At 61.6% G+C, this 20,810-nt stretch carries 18 protein-coding genes and 1 pseudogene; 9 read left to right on the top strand and 10 right to left on the bottom strand.

Translation table 11 applies throughout. The annotated features are described in order from the left end of the window. Positions 1-99: 99 nt before the first annotated feature. The 5 genes from ACXHRN_RS07780 to ACXHRN_RS07800 are packed head-to-tail and all read left to right on the top strand — an operon-like array spanning position 100 to position 4,535. Positions 100-915 carry a cytochrome c oxidase subunit II gene (locus ACXHRN_RS07780; protein ID WP_488640749.1) on the top strand — a complete coding sequence of 272 codons (816 nt, stop codon included), beginning with the start codon at positions 100-102 and terminating at the stop codon, positions 913-915. A gap of 57 nt (positions 916-972) precedes the next feature. Continuing rightward, positions 973-2,748: a cbb3-type cytochrome c oxidase subunit I gene (locus tag ACXHRN_RS07785; RefSeq protein ID WP_488640750.1), complete on the top strand. Its 1,776-nt coding sequence runs from the start codon at positions 973-975 to the stop codon at positions 2,746-2,748. Continuing rightward, positions 2,745-3,449 carry a cytochrome c oxidase subunit 3 gene (locus ACXHRN_RS07790; protein WP_488640751.1) on the top strand — a complete coding sequence of 235 codons (705 nt, stop codon included), beginning with the start codon at positions 2,745-2,747 and terminating at the stop codon, positions 3,447-3,449. Before ACXHRN_RS07785 ends, ACXHRN_RS07790 begins: the two co-directional genes overlap by 4 nt. Before the next feature lie 12 nt (positions 3,450-3,461). Continuing rightward, entirely contained in the window at positions 3,462-4,184 is a 723-nt protein-coding gene (locus ACXHRN_RS07795) for a heme-copper oxidase subunit III family protein (protein ID WP_488640752.1), read from the top strand. Positions 4,185-4,193: 9 nt separating this feature from the next. After that, positions 4,194-4,535 (top strand): cytochrome C oxidase subunit IV family protein, encoded by a 342-nt coding sequence (locus ACXHRN_RS07800; protein WP_488640753.1) that lies wholly within the window; start codon positions 4,194-4,196, stop codon positions 4,533-4,535. A gap of 113 nt (positions 4,536-4,648) precedes the next feature. Here the strand turns inward: ACXHRN_RS07800 and ACXHRN_RS07805 are convergent, their stop codons facing one another. The 10 genes and pseudogenes from ACXHRN_RS07805 to ACXHRN_RS07850 all read right to left on the bottom strand — a co-directional run bounded on the left by ACXHRN_RS07805 (position 4,649) and on the right by ACXHRN_RS07850 (position 14,891). Next, the gene (locus tag ACXHRN_RS07805) at positions 4,649-5,419 is read right to left on the bottom strand and encodes an enoyl-CoA hydratase (protein WP_488640754.1); all 771 of its coding nucleotides are present in this window, start codon (positions 5,417-5,419) and stop codon (positions 4,649-4,651) included. Between the two features lie 26 nt (positions 5,420-5,445). Continuing rightward, positions 5,446-6,342, bottom strand: coding sequence for a 3-hydroxyisobutyrate dehydrogenase (gene mmsB, locus ACXHRN_RS07810; RefSeq protein ID WP_488640755.1), 897 nt, complete (start codon positions 6,340-6,342; stop codon positions 5,446-5,448). Positions 6,343-6,360: 18 nt separating this feature from the next. Next, on the bottom strand, positions 6,361-7,452 hold the full coding sequence (locus ACXHRN_RS07815) for an enoyl-CoA hydratase/isomerase family protein (RefSeq protein WP_488640756.1): 1,092 nt from the start codon (positions 7,450-7,452) through the stop codon (positions 6,361-6,363). Further along, the gene (gene lpdA, locus ACXHRN_RS07820; protein ID WP_488641857.1) at positions 7,436-8,770 is read right to left on the bottom strand and encodes a dihydrolipoyl dehydrogenase; all 1,335 of its coding nucleotides are present in this window, start codon (positions 8,768-8,770) and stop codon (positions 7,436-7,438) included. Before lpdA ends, ACXHRN_RS07815 begins: the two co-directional genes overlap by 17 nt. Beyond that, positions 8,759-8,833, bottom strand: a pseudogene (locus ACXHRN_RS07825) (hypothetical protein); the annotation flags it as partial. The pseudogene ACXHRN_RS07825 and the gene lpdA, both read right to left, overlap by 12 nt. Positions 8,834-8,837: 4 nt before the next feature. Then, positions 8,838-10,076, bottom strand: coding sequence for a dihydrolipoamide acetyltransferase family protein (locus tag ACXHRN_RS07830; RefSeq protein WP_488640757.1), 1,239 nt, complete (start codon positions 10,074-10,076; stop codon positions 8,838-8,840). A gap of 2 nt (positions 10,077-10,078) precedes the next feature. Further along, positions 10,079-11,092: an alpha-ketoacid dehydrogenase subunit beta gene (locus ACXHRN_RS07835; protein WP_488640758.1), complete on the bottom strand. Its 1,014-nt coding sequence runs from the start codon at positions 11,090-11,092 to the stop codon at positions 10,079-10,081. 1 nt (position 11,093) lies between these two features. Then, on the bottom strand, positions 11,094-12,326 hold the full coding sequence (locus tag ACXHRN_RS07840) for a thiamine pyrophosphate-dependent enzyme (protein ID WP_488640759.1): 1,233 nt from the start codon (positions 12,324-12,326) through the stop codon (positions 11,094-11,096). A 243-nt stretch (positions 12,327-12,569) separates the two neighbouring features. Continuing rightward, positions 12,570-13,697 (bottom strand): acyl-CoA dehydrogenase family protein, encoded by a 1,128-nt coding sequence (locus tag ACXHRN_RS07845; RefSeq protein ID WP_488640760.1) that lies wholly within the window; start codon positions 13,695-13,697, stop codon positions 12,570-12,572. Positions 13,698-13,709: 12 nt separating this feature from the next. Next, positions 13,710-14,891, bottom strand: coding sequence for an acetyl-CoA C-acyltransferase (locus ACXHRN_RS07850; protein ID WP_488640761.1), 1,182 nt, complete (start codon positions 14,889-14,891; stop codon positions 13,710-13,712). Positions 14,892-15,152: 261 nt separating this feature from the next. On the opposite strand from ACXHRN_RS07850, the gene ACXHRN_RS07855 reads away from it, so the two are divergent. The 4 genes from ACXHRN_RS07855 (at position 15,153) to ACXHRN_RS07870 (ending at position 20,809) form a co-directional block, all read left to right on the top strand. Next, a complete protein-coding gene (locus ACXHRN_RS07855) occupies positions 15,153-15,626 on the top strand; it encodes an Lrp/AsnC family transcriptional regulator (RefSeq protein ID WP_488640762.1) in 474 nt (157 codons plus the stop codon). A gap of 103 nt (positions 15,627-15,729) precedes the next feature. After that, on the top strand, positions 15,730-16,902 hold the full coding sequence (locus ACXHRN_RS07860) for an isovaleryl-CoA dehydrogenase (RefSeq protein ID WP_488640763.1): 1,173 nt from the start codon (positions 15,730-15,732) through the stop codon (positions 16,900-16,902). A gap of 300 nt (positions 16,903-17,202) precedes the next feature. Next, a complete protein-coding gene (locus ACXHRN_RS07865; protein WP_488640764.1) occupies positions 17,203-18,804 on the top strand; it encodes a carboxyl transferase domain-containing protein in 1,602 nt (533 codons plus the stop codon). 1 nt (position 18,805) lies between these two features. Then, positions 18,806-20,809 (top strand): acetyl/propionyl/methylcrotonyl-CoA carboxylase subunit alpha, encoded by a 2,004-nt coding sequence (locus ACXHRN_RS07870; protein ID WP_488640765.1) that lies wholly within the window; start codon positions 18,806-18,808, stop codon positions 20,807-20,809. Position 20,810: the final 1 nt, after the last annotated feature.

Below are 20,810 nucleotides of genomic sequence, written 5' to 3' on the forward strand. Positions count from 1 at the left end.
GTTTGCGCTAATTGCTCGCGCGATCAATTTATGAGATAGTGCTAAAAGATAATCTGGACGGATTGCGGGTTTGAGCTCGCGGCTGGGTCAGGAGCGAAAATGGCAATTGTGCTGGTTCTCGTTCTGATAGTGGTGGTATCCATCGTGTTCCACCTGCTTAGCCCGTGGTGGTGGACGCCGATTGCATCGAACTGGAGCTACATTGACAACACGATTGTCATAACGTTCTGGATCACCGGTCTTGTCTTCACGCTCGTCGTTTCTTTTATGGCCTATTGCGTCTGGCGCTTCCGGCATCGTCCTGGAAACGTGGCAGCCTATCAGCCCGAGAACAAGCGGCTGGAATGGTGGCTTGCGGGCGGAACCGCGGTTGGCGTGGCGGCTATGCTCGCGCCTGGCCTGATTGTCTGGAAACAGTTCGTCACGGTTCCCTCCGACGCCAGCACGGTGGAAGTCGTGGCCCAGCAATGGCTGTGGAATTACCGGCTGCCGGGGGCAGACGGACGGTTGGGCCGCGCCGACACGCGCGCCGTCAGCGCCGACAATCCTCTCGGCGTGAACAAGAGCGATGCCGCCGGCCTTGACGACGTCATCGTCCAGACTGATGAATTGCACCTGCCCCTCGGCAAGCCGGTCCACGTTCTGCTGCGTTCGATCGACGTTCTGCACGATTTCTATGTCCCCGAATTCCGCGCCAAGATGGATATGATCCCCGGCAGCGTCACCTATTTCTGGTTCACGCCAACGCGAACGGGAACCTTCGAGGTTCTGTGCGCTGAGTTGTGTGGTGTCGGACACCCGCAAATGCGCGGAACGGTTATCGTCGATGACGAGGCCGCCTATCAGGCGTGGCTGCAACAACAGCCGACGTTCACGCAGATGCTGGCATCGGCAGAAAAGCAACCGGCGAATTGAATCCGGCAGCACGGCCAGGGACAAAGGCCATGCCGGGAGCCACAGAGAGGATGCAGTATGGTCGACATTCGATCCGGCAATGGGGCCGTCATCCCACCTGCTGAAGTCGCGGATGTGGACCTCTACCATCCGCGGAGCTGGTGGACGAAATATGTCTTCAGCCAGGATGCCAAGGTGATCGCCATTCAGTATTCACTGACCGCCACCGCCATCGGCATGGTGGCGCTGGTGCTGTCCTGGATGATGCGCCTGCAGCTCGGATTTCCCGGCACCTTCGACTTCATCGACGCGGAGCACTACTACCAGTTCATCACCATGCACGGCATGATTATGGTGATCTACCTGCTGACGGCGCTGTTTCTCGGCGGTTTCGGCAACTATCTCATTCCCTTGATGGTCGGCGCGCGGGACATGGTGTTTCCCTACGCAAACATGCTGAGCTACTGGCTCTACCTGCTCGCCGTGCTGGTGCTGGTCGCCGGCTTTTTCGCACCGGGCGGCCCGACCGGCGCCGGCTGGACGCTCTATCCGCCGCAGGCCGTTTTGTCGGGCACGCCGGGGGGACGCGATTGGGGCATCATCCTGATGCTGTTGTCGCTGATCCTGTTTATTATCGGCTTCACCATGGGCGGGTTGAATTACGTCGTCACCGTGTTGCAGGGCCGCACGCGTGGCATGACGCTGATGCGCATGCCCTTGACCGTGTGGGGCATCTTCACGGCGACGGTCATGGCGCTGCTCGCCTTTCCCGCACTCTTCGTCGCCGCCGTGATGATGCTGTTCGACCGGCTGCTCGGCACGAGCTTTTTCATGCCCGCCATCGTCGAGATGGGCGAGCAGCTGAAGCAGGGCGGCGGCAGCCCGATCCTCTTTCAGCACCTGTTCTGGTTCTTCGGCCATCCCGAGGTCTATATCGTGGCGCTTCCCGCCTTCGGCATCGTCTCGGACCTGATCAGCACACACGCTCGTAAAAACATCTTCGGATACCGGATGATGGTCTGGGCGATCCTCATCATCGCGGCGTTGAGCTTCGTCGTCTGGGCGCATCATATGTATGTCAGCGGCATGAATCCGAATTTCGGATTCTTCTTCGCGACCACGACGCTGATCATCGCAATCCCGACTGCGATCAAGGTCTATAACTGGGTGCTGACCCTTTGGCGCGGCGACATCCATCTGACACTGCCCATGCTGTTTGCGCTGGCCTTCATCGTCACCTTCCTCAACGGCGGGCTTACCGGTCTGTTTCTCGGCAATGTTGTCGTCGACGTGCCTTTGTCCGACACGATGTTCGTCGTCGCGCATTTCCACATGGTGATGGGCGTGGCGCCGATCATGGTGGTGTTCGGGGCGATCTACCACTGGTATCCGAAAGTCACCGGGCGCATGTGGAATAAGGCAATGGGCCATATCCACTTCTGGGTCACGTTTGTCGGCGCATATGCAATCTTCTTCCCCATGCACTATCTCGGCCTTCTCGGCGTGCCGCGCCGCTATTTCGAGCTGGGCGACACAGCCTTCATTCCTCCATCTGCGCATACGCTGAACGAGTTCATCAGCGTGGTCGCGCTGATCGTCGGCGCAGCCCAGCTGGTGTTCCTGTTCAATCTGGGCTGGAGTCTTTTCAGGGGCAAGGAGGCTGGAGGCAATCCATGGCGTGCAACGACGCTCGAATGGCAGACGCCGCAAACGCCGCCCGCACACGGAAACTGGGGCAAGGAGCAGCCGGTGGTCTATCGCTGGGCCTATGACTACAGCGTGCCCGGGGCGGACGAGGACTTCGTCCCGCAGAATCAGCCGGCGTCGGCCGCATCCAGAGGCGGGTTGGAATGAGCGCGATCCTCATCTTCATGGCCGGGATTGCCTGCATCATCGTCTGGTGGATGGCACGGCAGCGGCTGACCTCCAAGCCCTGGCTGGAGGCCGGGCGGGCAAGCGACATGGGGCACATGCAGGGATCGCCGCTGCCGACCGCGAAAATCGGCCTCGGCATCTTTCTCGCTGTCATCGGCGCCCTGTTTGCGCTTCTCATCAGCGCCTATCTCATTCGCATGGGCGGAGCCGACTGGTGGGGGATTCCGATCCCCGGCACTTTGTGGGTGAATACTGCAGCCCTTGCGACCAGCAGTGCGGCACTGCAATGGGCGAAACGCGAAGCCCGCGCCGGCCGCGGAGAATCCCTGAATACCGCGCTTACGCTGGCACTTGCGACAGCTATCCTCTTTCTCCTGGGCCAGCTCCTGGCATGGCGGCAGTTGGTGTCGGCAGGTTATGTGCTCGCCGACAACCCGGCAAACAGCTTCTTCTACATGATCACCGGGCTGCACGGCCTGCACATTCTGGGCGGACTTCTGGTGCTCGGGCGGACGACCATCCGTGCCCGAAGCGGCCTGGCACGTGAAAAATTGTACCTGAGCGTGGATCTGTGCACGCTCTATTGGCACTTCATGCTCGTCGTCTGGCTGATCCTGTTTGCGCTGTTTGGTGGCTGGGCGAATGACTTTGTCGATATTTGCCGGCAATTGGTTACCTGAGGAGCTTGGAAAATGGACCATCCCGTGGACACACCTTCGCTCGATCCGCTAGCGCGGCCAGTGGGGCTGCGCGGCGTCGCGGCCGATCTGTCGTCGGACCAGCGGGCGTTCAAGAATGTCTCCTGGGGCAAGGCCATGATGTGGATCTTCCTCCTGAGCGATACGTTTATCTTCGGGTGTTTTCTGCTCTCCTACATGACGGCGCGCATGTCGACGCTCGTCGAATGGCCCGATCCCAGCGAGGTTTTTGCCCTGACGATCGGAGGCCAGAAGATCCCTCTCATTCTGATTGCCATCATGACCTTCGTGCTCATCAGCAGTAGCGGCACGATGGCCATGGCCGTCAATTTTGGCTACCGCCGGGATCGGTGCAAGACGGCCGCCCTGATGCTGCTGACTGCGGCGCTTGGCGCCACTTTCGTTGGAATGCAGGCCTTCGAGTGGAGCAAGCTGATCGCCGAAGGGGTGCGGCCCTGGGAAAATCCGTGGGGGGCGGCACAATTCGGCTCGTCCTTCTTCATGATCACCGGCTTTCACGGCACCCATGTCACGATCGGCGTCATCTTCCTGCTGATCATCGCCCGCAAGGTCTGGCGGGGAGACTTCGACACCGAGAGGCGGGGCTTCTTCACCAGCCGGAAAGGCAACTACGAGGTGGTCGAGATCACGGGCCTTTACTGGCACTTCGTCGATCTGGTCTGGGTTTTCATCTTCGCATTCTTCTATCTTTGGTGAGGTGACGTGATGGCAGAAGCCGCAGCACATACTCCGGAGCAGCATCAACAGCACCCGATCAGGCTCTATCTCGTGGTCTGGGGCCTGCTCTTTGTCCTCAGCGCCTGCTCCTATATGGTCGATTACTTGGGCATCCAGGGCTATCTGAGATGGTCCCTGATCATCGTCTTCATGATGCTGAAGGCAGGGCTCATCGTCGCCGTCTTCATGCATATGGCCTGGGAGCGGCTGGCGCTGATCTATGCCATCGTCCTGCCGCCGATTCTGGTGCTCGTCTTTGTCACCCTGATGGTATCGGAGTCGCACTATACAAGCCTGACTCGCGTCTTGTTCTTGGGTACGGGGTCTTGAGGGGCCTGTCGCAACCCGACGAGCAACGTCGTGGTGGCAAGCAAATAGCACTTCAGCAGTGAAGCCAAAAACACCGCGACAACGCCCCGCCCATGGCGCAGTTGCACTCCGGGCTAGCTGCCTTGGAAATCGGGCGAACGCTTCTCCAGGAACGCAGCCATTCCCTCTTTTTGATCTGCTGTTGCGAACAGGGAATGGAAGACCCGGCGCTCGAAGAGGATACCCTCCCGAAGGCTGCCTTCCTGTGCCCGTTCGACTGCCTCGCGCGCGGCGACGACGGCAATCTTGCCGTATCCGGCAATCGTTTGCGCTGCCGCCAGCGTTTCCTCCATCAGCCTTGCCGCCGGGACGACGCGTGCGACCAGACCGCTGCGCTCGGCCTCGGCTGCGTCCATCATCCGACCAGTGAGGATCATGTCCATGGCCTTTGCCTTGCCGATCGCCCGCGTCAGCCGCTGCGAGCCGCCCATGCCGGGGATGACGCCGAGCTTGATCTCCGGCTGGCCGAACATCGCCGTCTCCGAGGCGAAGATCATGTCGCACATCGTTGCCACCTCGCAGCCGCCGCCCAACGCATAGCCAGAAACGGCGGCGATTTTCGGCGTCCGGAATGCCGCAAAACGTTCCCACGCTGCAAAGTAGTCCTCGCTGAACATTTCGGTGAATGATTTGTCCGCCATTTCCTTGATGTCGGCGCCGGCAGCGAAAGCCTTGTCGGATCCGGTCAACACGAAGCAGCCGACGCCTGGATCTCGGTCCAGCGGCGCAAGTTCGTTTGCAATTGCATGCATGATGTCGGCGTTCAGCGCGTTGCGGGCCGCCGGCCGATTGAGCGTGACGATCACGACACGATCCCGCTGTTCGATGAGGATGGGTTTTTCCATGAAACGTTCTTCCTGTTTTCGTGCGATCAGCGATCGGTCGCTTGCGACTTTTCCCGCAGAAGGTTGATGATGCCGGAGAAATCTGTTTCGCCATAGCCGAGGTCGTTGAATAGCTGGTAAAGACGTTCGGCCTCTTTCCCCAGCGGCGTGGTCGCACCACTTGCCGTTGCAGCCGCCTGCGACAGCGACAAATCCTTCAGCATCAGCGCTGCGGCAAAACCCGGCTGGTAACCGTGATTGGCGGGTGAGGCGGGAACCGGCCCCGGTACCGGACAGTAGGTGGTCAGCGACCAGCATTGGCCTGACGAGACGGAGGCGACATCGAACAGGGACTGATGGGAAAGACCAAGTTTTTCGGCCAGTACGAAGGCTTCACCCACCGCGATCATGCTGATGCCGAGGATCATGTTGTTGCAGATCTTGGCGGCTTGTCCCATCGAGGCGCCACCGCAAAGAATGATGCGCTTGCCCATCGCCTGCAGAATGGGTTCGGCGCGCGAAAATGCCGTTTCTTCGCCGCCGACCATGAAAGTCAGCGTCCCGGCTGCGGCGCCCGATGTACCGCCGGAGACCGGAGCATCGAGCGAAGGGCAGGCATGGCCGGCTGCGAGTTGATGTGCCTGCCGGGCGCTGTCGATGTCGATGGTCGAGCAATCGATTAGCAGTGTGCCGGCTGGCACCAGCGCGACCAGTTCCGTCCATACGGATGTCACGTGCTTGCCGGCCGGCAGCATGGTGATCACGACGTCGCTGCCTTTTACGGCTTCGTTGAGCGAACCGGAGATTGCTACGCCGCTTTGACGTGCCTGTTCAAGCGACTCCGGCGAGAGATCGAAGCCTTTGACGGCGTGGCCAGCCTTGACCAGATTGGCCGCCATAGGGCCGCCCATATGGCCGAGGCCGATGAACCCGATCGATGTCATATGCATCTCCTCCCATGGTCAATCTGCAAACAGCTTCTGGTGCGACGTCGGGAAATAGGCGGCGACCTGATCCGCCGTGACGTCGGCGAGGCTGGCAGGTCGCCATTGCGGATTGCGGTCTTTGTCGATCACCGCGGCCCGAACGCCCTCGTAGAAATCGTGGCTTTCAAGCACCGCCTGCGTGGCCGCGAATTCACGCTCCAGGCAGTCCTCGAGTGTTTTCGTTTGTCGGCCGAGCCGCAACAGACGCAGCGTCACATTCAGGCTCAATGGGGATTTTGTCCGCAAAGTTGCCGCCGTACCCTGTGCGAAATCACTGCCGTCGCGATCCAGCGCCGCCAGAATGTCCTCGATCCGGTCAAAGGCGAACAGGCGGTCGATGAATTCACGCTCGCGGGCAAGCTTCCCGGCGGGCGCAGCATCAGAAAAACCAGAAATCGCAGATGAGATTTGCTCTTTGGAAGCACTGGCTGGAAGCGACGCCAAGGCCTCGACGACGTCCGGCAAACGAACGGATGGCACGTGTGTGTCGGCAAGACCGGCTGCAATCACATCAGCCGCTCCTACTCCCTCTCCTGTCAGGGCCACATAGGTGCCTAGTTCGCCGGGCTGCCGGGTCAGGAACCACGAGGCGCCGATATCGGGGAAGAAGCCGATGCCGGTTTCCGGCATGGCAAAACGGGTGCGTTCCGTCACGATCCGATGGCTGGCATAGACCGAGACGCCAACCCCGCCGCCCATGACGATGCCATCCATGAGTGCCACATAGGGCTTCGCGTAGCGATTGATGCGGGCGTTGAGGCGATATTCCTCGCGCCAGAAGATTGCCGCCATGCCATCTCTTGCCTTGCCGCTGTCACACATGGCCCGGATGTCGCCGCCAGCGCACAATCCGCGTTCGCCTTCGCCGGTCAGCAACACCGCCGCGACCAGTGGGTCGTGCTCGAAGTCATCGAGCGCCTGCTCGATCGTGCGCACCATATCCAGCGTCAGGCTGTTGAGCGCCTTCGGCCGGTTGAGCCGAATCCGGCCAAGCGAGCCCTGGCGGCCGGTAATAACCGTATCGTCGCCGGGAATGACGTTCGCCAGATTTTCAGATGTGGAGCGCATGGCCGAGTGCTTTCATGGATGCTTCCTGCAGCGCTTCGCCGCGGGTCGGATGGGCATGGATCGTGCCGGCAATGTCCTCCAGACGGGCTCCCATTTCAATCGCCAGCGCAAATGTGCTCGAGAGTTCGGACACGCCGGAACCCACTGCTTGAATGCCAAGCACGAGATGATTGTCGGTGCGCGCCACGACGCGCACGAAGCCGTCTTCGCCTGCCATGGTCATGGCGCGGCCATTGGCGGAGAAGGGAAACTGGCCGAGCTTGACATCGTGACCTTGCGCGCGCGCCTCGGCTGGCGACAATCCGGCGCTGACGATCTCCGGGTCGGTGAAACAGATGGCGGGAATGCAGCGCTTGTCCCACGATCGTTTGGCACCGGAGAGGATTTCGGCAACCATCTCGCCCTGCGCCATGGCGCGATGGGCCAGCATCGGCTCGCCTGTTACGTCGCCGATCGCATGGATGCCGCGCATCGAGGTGCGGCAATGGTCGTCGATGCGGATGAACTGGCCGGCACGGTCGAGATCGAGCTCTTCGAGACCGCAGCCTTCGGTGCGCGGCTTGCGGCCGACGGTGACGAGGATCTTGTCGGCCGGCAGCGTTTCAGTCTCCCCACTGGCGGCCTTAATGCGCAATCCCCGTCCGTCTTCGGCGATGCCCTCGGCGCTGGTGCTGATGCGAACCTTGATGCCGAGCGCTGCAAGCCGTTTCAGGATTGGCTTGACGAGATCCGCGTCGTATTGCGGCAAGACCTGCCCTGTGGCCTCGATGACCGTGACCTCGGATCCTATCTTGGCAAAGGCAGTACCGAGTTCCAGCCCGATATAGCCGCCGCCCACCACGGCCAGCTTGCCGGGCACACTGCGCAAGGCCAGCGCTTCGGTCGAGGAAATCACGTTGCCGCCGAAGGGCAGGGCGGGCAGCTCGATCGGCTCGGAGCCGGTTGATATGACGATGGTTTCGGCGCGAATGACCTGTATGCCGGTTTCAGTCGAGACCTCGACGGTCTTGCCATCCCGGAAGCGAGCCGCTCCATGCACGATCTTCACTTTCGCCTTCTGGAGCAGGGCGGTCACGCCGCTGGTCAGCCGGCCGACAATCCGGTCCTTCCACTCCACGGTCCGGCCCAGATCGATATGCGGCGCGCTGGCCGAAATGCCCATGGGGTTTCCGGCGCTCGCCATGCCTCTCACCCTGTCGAATTCGTCGGCCGCATGGATGAACGCCTTCGAAGGGATGCAGCCAACATTGAGGCAGGTGCCGCCAGGCTTTTGCTGCTCCACGATGACGGTATCGAGGCCAAGCTGGCCGGCGCGGATCGCGCAGACATAGCCGCCGGGGCCTGCGCCGATGACCAGAAGCTTGCAGATGATTTCTCGCATGGCGTCAGCTTTCGATAAAAATCAGTGCGGGGGTCTCCATCAGCGTCTTGATCCGCTGGACGAAGGTTGCCGCGTCCCATCCGTCCACTACTCGATGGTCGAAGCTCGACGACAGGTTCATCATTTTGCGCGGAATGAACAGGGTTCCATCCCATTGCGGCCGCATCGCGATCTTGTTGACGCCGATGATGGCGACCTCGGGATGATTGATGACCGGTGTCGATGCGATGCCGCCGAGCGTGCCGAGCGAGGTGATGGTGATCGTCGAGCCGCTCAGTTCGTCCCGCTGCGCGCTGCTGGTGCGGGCTGCTTCCGCCAATCGCGCGACTTCCGCGGCGCAATCCCAGACGGTTCGTGCTTCGGCATGACGCACGACCGGAACCGTCAGGCCCGTGGGGGTCTGGGTGGCGATGCCGATATGCACCGCGCCGTATCGGGTGATGACACCCGTGGCGTCGTCGAACGTGGCATTGACGCCCGGCTGTTCCGCAATCGTCTTGACCATGGCCCGCATCAGGAAGGGCAGGATGGTGAGCTTCGGCTGGTCGGGCTTGCGATCCTTGTTCATCATGGCGCGCAGGTCTTCAAGGTCGGTGACGTCGACCTCCTCGACATAGGTGATGTGGGGAATCCGCGAGGTGGATATGGACATTTTCTCGGCGATTTTGCGCCGCAGTCCGGTGATCTTGATCTCCTCGACTGCCGTTTTCCGCTGAAGTGCGTGTTGCGTCGATGTGGATGATGCGCCTGCCGAAAGAAAGAGATCGAGATCTTCGTGGGTGATCCGCCCGGCCGGCCCACTGCCATGGACCTGCCGGAGGTCTATGCCCTTGTCCTGGGCCTGCCTGCGGACGGCGGGCGAGGCAAGCGGTTTGTGGTCGCGGTCGGGGGCGGCAGCGAGCACCGTGGCCGCAGCCGGCTTTTTGGGTTCGGGCGGTTTGTGTTTGGCAGCCTCTGGTGCTTTTGCCACAACGGCAGGTGTCGCCTCAGTCAGAGAATCTCCGCCGACTTCCAGCCGTACAAGTGGTGCCTTGACCGCGACGATATCGCCGACTTCGGCAGCCAGCCAGACAACGGTGCCCGCGACTGGGGAGGGGATTTCGACTGTCGCCTTGTCGGTCATCACGGCGGCCAGCACCATGTCCTCGTGGACCGGATCGCCGGGTTTCACATGCCATTCGACCAGTTCGGCCTCGGCCACGCCTTCGCCGACATCCGGCATCTTGATCACGAATTCGGCCATCCTCAGGCCTCCATGATTTCGGTGAGCGCACGACCGACGCGCGCGGGGCCGGGAAAGTAATCCCATTCCTGCGCATGCGGATAGGGCGTATCCCAACCCGTCACCCGCACGATCGGCGCTTCGAGATGGTAGAAGCAGTGCTCCTGCACCAGTGCTGCGACCTCGGCGCCGAAGCCCGATGTCAGGGTGGCCTCATGCACGATGACGCAGCGGCCGGTCCTGGATACGGACTGCACGATCGTATCGAGGTCGAGAGGCAGCAGGCTGCGGAGGTCGATCACCTCAGCGTCCACACCGGTTTCTTCGGCCGCCGCAAGTGCAACATGCACCATCGTTCCGTAGGCGATCACCGTGACCGCCTTGCCCGGCCGGCGGATCTCCGCCTTGCCGATCGGGATTGTGTAGTGGCCTTCCGGCACTTCGCCGAGATCATGCTTCGACCACGGAATGACCGGCCGCTCGTGATGGCCGTCGAACGGGCCGTTATAGAGGCGCTTCGGCTCGAGGAACATCACCGGATCTGGATCCTCGATCGATGAAATCAGCAACCCCTTGGCGTCGTAGGGGTTGGATGGCACGATCACCTTGAGCCCGCAGACATGGGTGAAAAGTGCCTCGGGACTTTGGCTATGGGTCTGCCCGCCAAAGATGCCGCCGCCGGTCGGCATCCTGAGCACGATCGGGCAGGTGAAATCGCCATTCGAGCGATAGCGGATGCGCGCGGCCTCCTGGGTGATCTGGTCATAGGCGGGATACATGTAGTCGGCGAACTGGATCTCGACGCAGGGCTTCAAGCCATAGGCCGCCATGCCGATAGCGGTGCCAACTATGCCAGACTCGCTGATCGGCGCATCGAAGCAGCGCGTCTTGCCGTATTTCGCCTGCAGGCCCTGGGTCGCGCGGAACACGCCGCCGAAATAGCCGACATCCTCGCCGAACACTACGACGTCCTCGTCACGCCCCATCGATACGTCCATGGCGCTGCGCACCGCCTCGATCATGGTCATTCTGGTCATTTCAGTATCCTGCCTTCTGCCGCTGGCGGCGGATGTGTGCCGGCATCTCCGCATAGACGCCTTCGAAGATATCGCGGACTGACGGCTTGCCGCCGGCATGCAGCGTGCCGTGGCTTTCGGCTTCCTTCTGTGCCTGGATCACCTCGTCCATGATCTCCGCCTCGGCCTGCAGATGTCGCTCTTCGGACCACGCACCGCGCTGGATCAGGTGTTTCTTTAGCCGCAGCACCGGGTCGCCCAGCGGCCAGGCTTCCGATTCGGTCTTGGGGCGATAGGCGGCAGGGTCGTCCGAGGTCGAATGTGCGCCAACGCGATAGGTGACGTATTCGATCAGCGTCGGTCCCAGATTGCTGCGGGCGCGCTCAGCTGCCCAGCGGGCGACGGCGTGCACGGCGAGGTAGTCGTTGCCGTCGACCCTCAGCGCCGGGATGCCAAAGCCGAGGCCACGCGCCGCAAATGTGCCAGAGCCGCCTCGAGCAATGCCCTGAAAGGTCGAGATCGCCCATTGATTGTTGACAATGTTGAGAATTACCGGCGCCTTGTAGGTCGAAGCAAACACCAGGGCGGAATGGAAATCGGACTCGGCCGTCGAGCCGTCGCCGATCCATGCTGCCGCGATCTTGGTGTCGCCCTTGATCGCCGAGGCCATAGCCCAGCCCACCGCCTGGACATATTGCGTGGCGAGATTGCCCGAGACGGTGAAGAAGCCATGCTCCTTGGAAGAATGCAGCACCGGCATCTGCCGACCGTGCAGCGGGTCCAGCTCGTTGGAGAAGATCTGGTTCATCATCACGACCAGTGGATAATCGTCTGATATCAGCAGACCCGCCTGGCGATAGGTCGGGAAGTTCATGTCGCCCTTGGTCAGCGCCTTTCGGAAGGCACAGCTGACGGCCTCCTCGCCAAGATGCTGCATGTAGAAAGATGTCTTGCCCTGCCGCTGCGCCATCAGCATGCGCGCGTCGAAGGCACGCAGCCGCATCATGTTGCGCAGGCCGGTGAGAAGCTCCTCGTCGGAGAGCAGTCCGGCCCAGGGGCCGACCGCCTCGCCCTCGTGATTGAGCACGCGAATGATCGAATAGGCGAGCTCACGCATCGTCTCCGGTGCGGCATCCACTTGGGGGCGCGGCACCGACCCGGCCTTCGGGATCTTGACGTTGGAGAAATCCGGCTGGTCGCCGGGCCGCACCGCGGGTTCAGGGACATGCAGGCTCAGTCGTGCGAATTCGGTCATGCGCGTTCGATCTCCCGTCGCGTGTAAACGACCCCCTCATCCGCCCTTCGGGCACCTTCTCCCCGCTGGGGAGAAGAGGCAGCGATCTGCTGGCACGCCGCTGCCCATCTGCCGTTGCAGCAGGCGAAGACGTGATTTGGGATAGCGGAGGTGAGTCTGGAATTCCCTCTTCTCCCCACCGGGGAGAAGGTGCCCGAAGGGCGGATGAGGGGGCTGCGTAATCGCATCACCATAAGTTCTTCCTCACAAGTTCCGCGCGATCACGATGCGCTGGATGTCGCTGGTGCCCTCGTAGATCTGGCAGATGCGGACATCGCGATAGATCCGTTCGACGGGGTAGTCGGCCATGTATCCGTAGCCGCCATGAATCTGGATGGCGTCCGAGCAGACACGTTCGGCCATCTCGGATGCGAACAGCTTGGCCATAGAGGCCTCTGTCAGGCAGGGTTCGCCCGCTTCCTTAAGCGCTGCCGCATGCAGCACCATTTGCCGCGCGGCCTCTATGCGGGTCGCCATGTCGGCGAGGCGGAAGGCGATGGCCTGATGCTCGATGATCTGCTTGCCGAAGGCGATGCGTTCCTTTGCGTAGTTGCGCGCCGCCTCAAAAGCCGCGCGTGCCATGCCGACCGACTGCGCGGCGATCCCGATGCGACCGCCTTCGAGATTGGCAAGCGCGATCCGATAGCCGTGGCCTTCATCGCCCAGCCGGTTTTCCACTGGGATTCGCATGTCGGTGAACGCGATCTGGCAGGTGTCGGACGAATGCAGCCCGAGTTTCTCTTCGACGCGCACAATCTCGTAACCCGGCGTCTCAGTGGGGACGATGAAGGCGGTGATGCCCTTCTTGCCGGCGTCGGGATCAGTGACCGCGAAGACGATGATCACATCGCCGTTCTTGCCCGAGGTGATGAATTGCTTGGCGCCGTTCAGGACATAGTGGTCGCCATCGAGCTTCGCCCGTGTCTTCAGGTTGGAGGCGTCGGATCCCGCCTGCGGTTCGGTCAGTGCAAAGCCGCCGATCCATTCACCACTCGCGAGAGTCGGCAGGAAGCGTTGCTTTTGTTCGTCCGTGCCGAACTTCAGGATGGGAACGCAGCCCACCGAACTGTGCACGCTCATGATGGTGGAGCAGGGGCCGTCGGCCGCGGCAATTTCTTCGAGCGCAACCGCGTAGGCGACCGCGCCGGTATCCGAACCGCCATAGGCTTCAGGCACCAGCATGCCGAGAAAGCCGAGTTCTCCCATTTCACGCAGCTCCGCTTTGGGGAAGCGGCTGGTCCGATCACGCTCGGCTGCGCCTGGGGCAAGGCGCTCGGCGGCGAAGGTGCGGGCCATGTCTCGGATCTGCTGCTGTGCTTCGGTCAGGATCATGGGGGCTCCCGCTCAAGTCAATTCGATGGCGATGGCGGTTGCCTCGCCACCGCCGATGCAGACTGCCGCCATGCCGCGCTTGAGGTCATGCTGTTGCAGAGCGGCCAGCAGCGTGACGATGATGCGTGCGCCTGAAGCGCCAATGGGATGGCCGAGCGCACAGGCGCCGCCATGCACATTGACCTTGTCATGCGGCAGGTCGAGGTCGCGCATCGCGGCCATCGCCACGACAGCGAAGGCCTCGTTGATCTCAAAGAGATCGACATCACCAAGGTTCCATCCTGTGCGTTCACTGAGTTTCTTCAGTGCTGCGATCGGGGCGGTGGCGAACAGGTTTGGCGCTTGTGCATGGGTGGCGTGGCCGGTGATCGTGGCGAGCGGCGTCAGCCCCTTCCAGTCAGCGTCCGAGCGCCTCATCAGCACCAGTGCCGCCGCGCCATCCGAAATCGAGCTGGAGTTGGCGGCCGTCACCGTGCCACCGTCCCGGAAAGCAGGCTTTAGCGTCGGGATCTTGTCGAGCTTCGCCTTGCCCGGCTGCTCGTCCCGGCTGACGATCTGTTCACTCTTGCCATTCTTCATTGTCACGGGGACGATTTCCGCGTCGAAACGGCCCGTTTCGATCGCCTTCTGCGCGCGGGTCAGGGAGGTGATCGCATAAGCATCCTGCATCTCGCGGGTGAATTGATAGGCTTCGGCGCAATCCTCCGCGAAGGTGCCCATCAACCGGCCCTTGTCATAGGCATCTTCCAGCCCGTCGAGAAACATATGGTCGGTGACCTTGCCGTGCCCGAGGCGGTAGCCGCCACGGGCGCGATCGAGCAGGTAAGGCGCGTTCGTCATGCTCTCCATGCCGCCGGCGACTGCGATCGCAGAACTGCCGGCCGCGATGAGATCATGGGCCAGCATGACGGCCTTCATGCCGGATCCGCACATCTTGTTGACGGTCGTGGCGCCCGTAGTGTCAGGAATGCCCGCACCGATGGCGGCCTGGCGGGCAGGTGCCTGGCCGAGGCCGGCAGAGAGAACGCAGCCGAACAGGACTTCATCCACTTCGCCGGCTGGGACGCCGCTTCGCTGCAGGGCCGCGCGGATGGATGCCGCACCGAGCTCCGGCGCGGTGGCGCTTTTGAGATCGCCCTGGAACCCGCCCATCGGGGTGCGGGCAGCAGCGACGATGACGACTGGATCCTGCATCGTGACTCTCCACCTCCCTGGAAAGAACCCGATTACTGCATTTCAGCCCTCCTCCAGACGGCGGGCAACTCGTTGTCGCCTGCCATCGGGGTCGAAATGCACTCAAATACCATGGCACATAGATCAAATGATCCATCGTGCCAGCCATGCGTGAACGATATCACCATGCAGAGTTCATTTCAAAGCTATTTTGATTGACAGTTAACACAACTTCGATATCTTGTGATCCACAAACACTGAAAACGTTAGATCATTTGATCCATGAATGAACTCGACAGCTTCGATCAGAAGATTCTCCATGTCCTGGGAGAGGACGGGCGTGTCAGCTGGCGTGATCTGGCTGCTCGAATCGGCCTGTCCTTCTCTCCGACGCTCCGCCGCGTGCGCAAGCTCGAGGAGGAAGGGATCATCCGCGGCTACACCGCTGTGTTTGACGAGAACAGGCTGCTGGGCACGATGGGCGTCTTCATTTCGGTGACGCTGGAACGGCAGATCAAGGAGGCGCTGACGGCCTTCGAGCACAGTGTCGCGTCGATTCCCGAGGTGGTCGGCGGTTACCAGACGAGCGGTAGTTCGGACTATCTGATCCACGCGATGGTGCGCGACCTGCCGCATTACCAGCAGCTTCTCGATTTCCTGACCACGGTGCCCGGTGTTGCGCGCATCCAGTCCAATTTCGCCATCAAGACATTCGTGCGCCGTTCGGCATCGTTCACTGGAGATGCCAAGGGATAGTGCAGACTAGCTGTGACGATGGGCGCGAGGAGGCGCCCGGCGTCATTTTGATTGCCGGGGACGGTTGCGGTATCATCCGGTCCAAATGGAGGAGTAGAGCGCGATGAGCATGGATCTCGCTGCCATTTTCGATGCCGATCTCGGGGAGGAGATTGGCGCTCTTCGAGAGAGCGTGCAGAAATTTGCCGCCGACAGGATCGCGCCCTTGGCGATGGATATCGATCGGGAAGACAAGTTCCCGCGCCAGCTCTGGCCTGAAATGGGTGCTCTGGGCCTGCATGGCATTACCGTTTCAGAGGACTATGGCGGCGTTGATATGGGCTATCTCGCCCATTGCGTGGCGATGGAGGAGGTGAGCCGCGCTTCCGCCTCGATTGGCCTCTCCTACGGCGCTCACTCCAATCTCTGCATCAACCAGATCCATCGGTGGGGCACCTCCACGCAGAAAGCGCGCTACCTGCCGAAGCTCGTTTCCGGCGAGCATGTCGGCTCTCTGGCGATGAGCGAAACCGAAGCCGGGTCGGACGTGGTGTCGATGCGCCTGAAAGCTGATCGCAAGGGCGATCGCTACGTGCTGAACGGCACCAAGATGTGGATCACCAACGGCCACGAGGCCGATACGCTGGTCGTCTATGCCAAGACCGACATATCAGCCGGCCCACGCGGCATTACCGCCTTCCTGATCGAAAAGGGCTTTGCAGGTTTCCGGCCGGGCCAGAAACTCGACAAGCTCGGCATGCGCGGCTCGCCGACCTCGGAGCTGGTGTTTGAGGATTGCGAAGTGCCGGAGGAGAATATCCTCGGCAAGTTGAACGATGGCGTCGGCGTGCTGATGAGCGGGCTGGATTTCGAACGCGCAGTGCTGGCGGCCGGGCCTGTCGGCATCATGCAGGCCGCGCTCGATCTGGTGTTGCCCTACAGTCGAGAACGGCGCCAGTTCGGCAAGCAGATCGGCGAATTCCAGCTCGTGCAGGGCAAGATCGCCGACATGTACACATCAATGACCGCATCGCGCGCCTATGTCTACGCCGTGGCGCGCGCCTGCGACAATGGCCGGATCACCAGGCAGGATGCGGCCGGAGCCATCCTCTTTGCCGCCGAGCGCGCCACGCATGTGGCGCTCGACGCAATCCAGCTTCTCGGTGGTTCGGGCTACGTCAACGACAGTTCGGCCGGCCGGTTGCTGCGCGACGCCAAGCTTTACGAGATCGGCGCGGGCACCAGCGAGATCCGCCGCATGCTGATCGGCCGCGAACTCTTCAAAAGCAATGCGTGAGGGGATGATGATCGGTTTTGAGACACATGCCATGCTTTGGATGAGGTTTCACCCCTCACCAACTTCGGCCAAGGGCTCGCTACGCTTGCCCGGCCTTCGTATCCTCTCCCACAAGGGGAGAGGCATATCTGCTGCACTGCCGCGCCTCATACGCAACGTTGCAGAAAGTCGCTGCGGTGCCGCGGGTCTGCCTCTCCCCTTGTGGGAGAGGATAGCAAGCCCATGCGAAGCGACGCTGAGCATCTGGGCGCGCTTGGTGAGGGGTGAAGCTTCTCGCGGATTGTGCAAGGGGCTCGCCCGATGAAGCTCACCTCCACGCTCACACGCGACCCATCCTTCGAAACAAACTCCACGTTTATGTGCGGGTTGGTGGACGACCTGAAAAGCAAGGTTGCCGATATCGTTCGAGGTGGTGGCGAGAAGGCACGCGAACGGCATCTGTCGCGCGGCAAGCTGCTGCCTCGTGACCGGATCGACGGACTGCTCGACCCTGGCACGCCCTTTCTCGAGTTCTCGCAATTTGCGGCATATCAGGTCTATGACGAACCCGTTCCGGCAGCGGGTATTGTGACCGGCGTTGGTCGGGTCTCTGGGCGTGAATGCGTTGTCATCGCCAATGATGCGACGGTGAAGGGTGGCACCTACTATCCGCTGACGGTGAAGAAGCATCTTCGCGCTCAGGAGATTGCCCGCGAAAACCGGCTGCCTTGCGTCTACCTCGTCGATTCCGGGGGCGCCAACCTGCCCAATCAGGACGAGGTGTTTCCGGATCGCGATCATTTTGGCCGTATCTTCTACAATCAGGCTGTCATGTCTTCCGAGGCGATCCCGCAGATCGCGGTCGTCATGGGCAGCTGCACGGCTGGTGGCGCCTATGTGCCTGCGATGAGCGACCAGTCGGTTATTGTGAAGAACCAGGGCACGATCTTCCTCGCGGGGCCGCCGCTGGTGAAGGCGGCGACCGGCGAGGTTGTGACAGCGGAAGAGCTCGGTGGGGCGGATGTCCACTCCCGCACGTCAGGCGTCACTGATCATCTTGCCAATGACGACCGGCATGCGCTGGCGTTGGCGCGCTCCATTGTCGGTACACTCAACAGGCCGAAGAAGGTCGACCTCGATCTTCGGCCGCCGATCCATCCCCTCTATCCGGCAAGCGAGTTACACGGCATCATCCCTGCTGACCCGCGTAAGCCGTTTGATGTGCGCGATGTCATTGCCCGCATCGTCGACGGTTCCGAGTTCGACGAATTCAAGGCGCTCTATGGCACGACGCTGGTCTGCGGCTTTGCACACATATTCGGCTATCCCGTCGGCATCGTCGCCAACAATGGCATCCTGTTTTCGGAATCGGCGCTGAAGGGGGCGCATTTCATCGAGCTTTGCGCCCAGCGGGGTATTCCGCTGGTCTTCCTGCAAAACATCACCGGCTTCATGGTTGGCAAGAAATATGAGGCGGGCGGTATCGCCAAGGACGGTGCCAAGCTGGTGACGGCTGTTGCCTGCGCCAAGGTGCCGAAATTCACTGTAATCATCGGCGGGTCTTTTGGCGCGGGCAATTACGGCATGTGTGGCCGGGCTTATTCGCCGCGCTTTCTCTGGATGTGGCCGAATGCGCGAATATCGGTGATGGGGGGCGAGCAGGCCGCGTCGGTACTTGCACAGGTCAAGCGCGACGGAATGGAGGCGCAGGGCAAAAGCTGGAGCGCCGATGAAGAGGAAGCGTTCAAGTCGCCAATCCGCGAGAAATACGAGACCGAGGGTCATCCCTATTATGCCAGCGCCCGGCTCTGGGATGACGGCATCATCGACCCCGCTGATACGCGCATGGTGTTGGGGCTCGGCATCTCCGCATCGCTGAATGCACCGATCGAGCCGACGCGCTTCGGCATATTCAGGATGTGACATGACAAAGTTCTCAAAAATCCTGATTGCCAATCGCGGTGAGATCGCCTGCCGCATCATCCGCACGGCACAGCGAATGGGAATTGCGACGGTCGCCGTCTATTCCGACGTGGACCGCGATGCTGCCCATGTCGCGCTGGCCGACGAAGCCTATGCAATCGGTGCAGCGCCGGCGCGGGAGTCTTATCTCGATGGAGATAGGATCATCGGTGTGGCGGTCGCGAGCGGCGCGCAGGCGATCCATCCCGGCTATGGGTTTCTGTCGGAGAATGCCGCCTTCGCCGAGGCCTGTGCGGAAGCCGGGATAGTCTTCATCGGCCCGCCGGCTTCTGCGATCCGGGCCATGGGCGGCAAGAGCGAGGCCAAGGCGTTGATGGCCAAAGCTGCCGTGCCTCTGGTGCCGGGTTATCACGGCGACGACCAGTCGCTTGACCGGCTCACGGCCGAGGCGGCAAAGACGGGGTATCCCGTGCTGATCAAGGCTTCTGCTGGCGGCGGCGGCAAGGGCATGCGCATCGCCGAGACGCCCGAAACATTTGCGGCAGACCTCTCCGGCGCCAAGCGCGAGGCGATGGCCTCCTTCGGCGACGACAGGATGCTGATCGAGAAATACCTCGTCCGGCCGCGGCATGTGGAGGTGCAGGTTTTTGCCGACAATCACGGCAACTGCTATTCGCTGTTCGAGCGCGACTGCTCGATCCAGCGACGGCATCAGAAGGTCATCGAGGAGGCGCCGGCGCCCGGCCTTTCCGAAGAGTTGCGCAAGCGCATGTGGGACGCGGCGATCGCGGCCGCGCGCGCCATCGGCTATTCCGGTGCGGGCACGGTCGAATTTCTGCTCGATGCGCGCGGCGAATTCTATTTCATGGAGATGAACACGCGGTTGCAGGTAGAGCATCCCGTCACCGAGTTCATCACCGGGCTTGATCTCGTCGAATGGCAGTTTCGCGTTGCCGCTGGCGAAAAGCTGCCGGCGACCTGGAGCGACTTGTCGATGCATGGTCACGCGATCGAGGCCCGCATCTATGCCGAGGACGCCGTGCATGACTTCCTGCCGTCGATCGGCACCGTCACCCATCTCGTCATGCCCGAACCGAGCCCGAATGTCCGCGTAGACGGCGGCGTGTGCGCCGGCGACACTGTCACCATCCACTATGATCCGATGATCGCCAAGCTGATCGTCTGGGATGTCGATCGCTTGTCCGCGGTCAGACGATTGCGGAAGGCGCTGGGATCGATTGCTATCACCGGCGTCACCAGCAATGTCGGCTTCCTTGCGAGGCTGAGCCACGTGCCTGCATTCGAGGCAGCCCAGCTCGACACCGGCTTCATCTCGCAGAACGAAGAGACCTTGTTCGCCGAACCGAAGATCGATGATATCGTTGTTGTCATGGCTGGTTTGGGCATGCTTCTGAAGCGAAAGGAGTCTGCGGCCAGGGTGGCGGCGGCTTCGGCCGATCCGCATAGTCCGTGGGCCGGTGTGAGCGGCTTCCGGCTGGATGGTCCGGCCCGCGAGGTGCTACGCTTCTTCATCGACGGGCATGCGATTGAGCTGCCGGTGACGCACGACCGAAACGGCTATGTGCTCCAATGCGGCAGCGCGATGCTTGCTGCCGAAGGCAAGCTTGATGCGGAAGGCAGACTGTCGGCCACGATCGAGGGACGTAAGCATTCCGGCTACTATCTTGAAAGCGGGCAAGTCTCTGATCTTATCATTGGCGGTAGCCATCATCGCATTACGCTGCCTGATCCGATGAATGCGGCTACAGACCACGTTGCGGCCGCCGGGCTGGCTGCGCCGATGCCCGGCCTTATCCGCTCGATCCTGGTTGACGTGGGCGAGCGCGTCGAGAAGGGGCAGGCGCTCGTCGTGATGGAGGCGATGAAGATGGAACATACGATCCGCGCGCCGGCTGATGGCGTAGTCCAGACGTTGAATTGCGTCGTCGGTGCGATGACCGAAGCTGGCGTCGTGCTGGTCGAGTTCGAACCGGAGGACGACTGAG

The organism is Shinella sp. OV683, assembly GCF_057787725.1.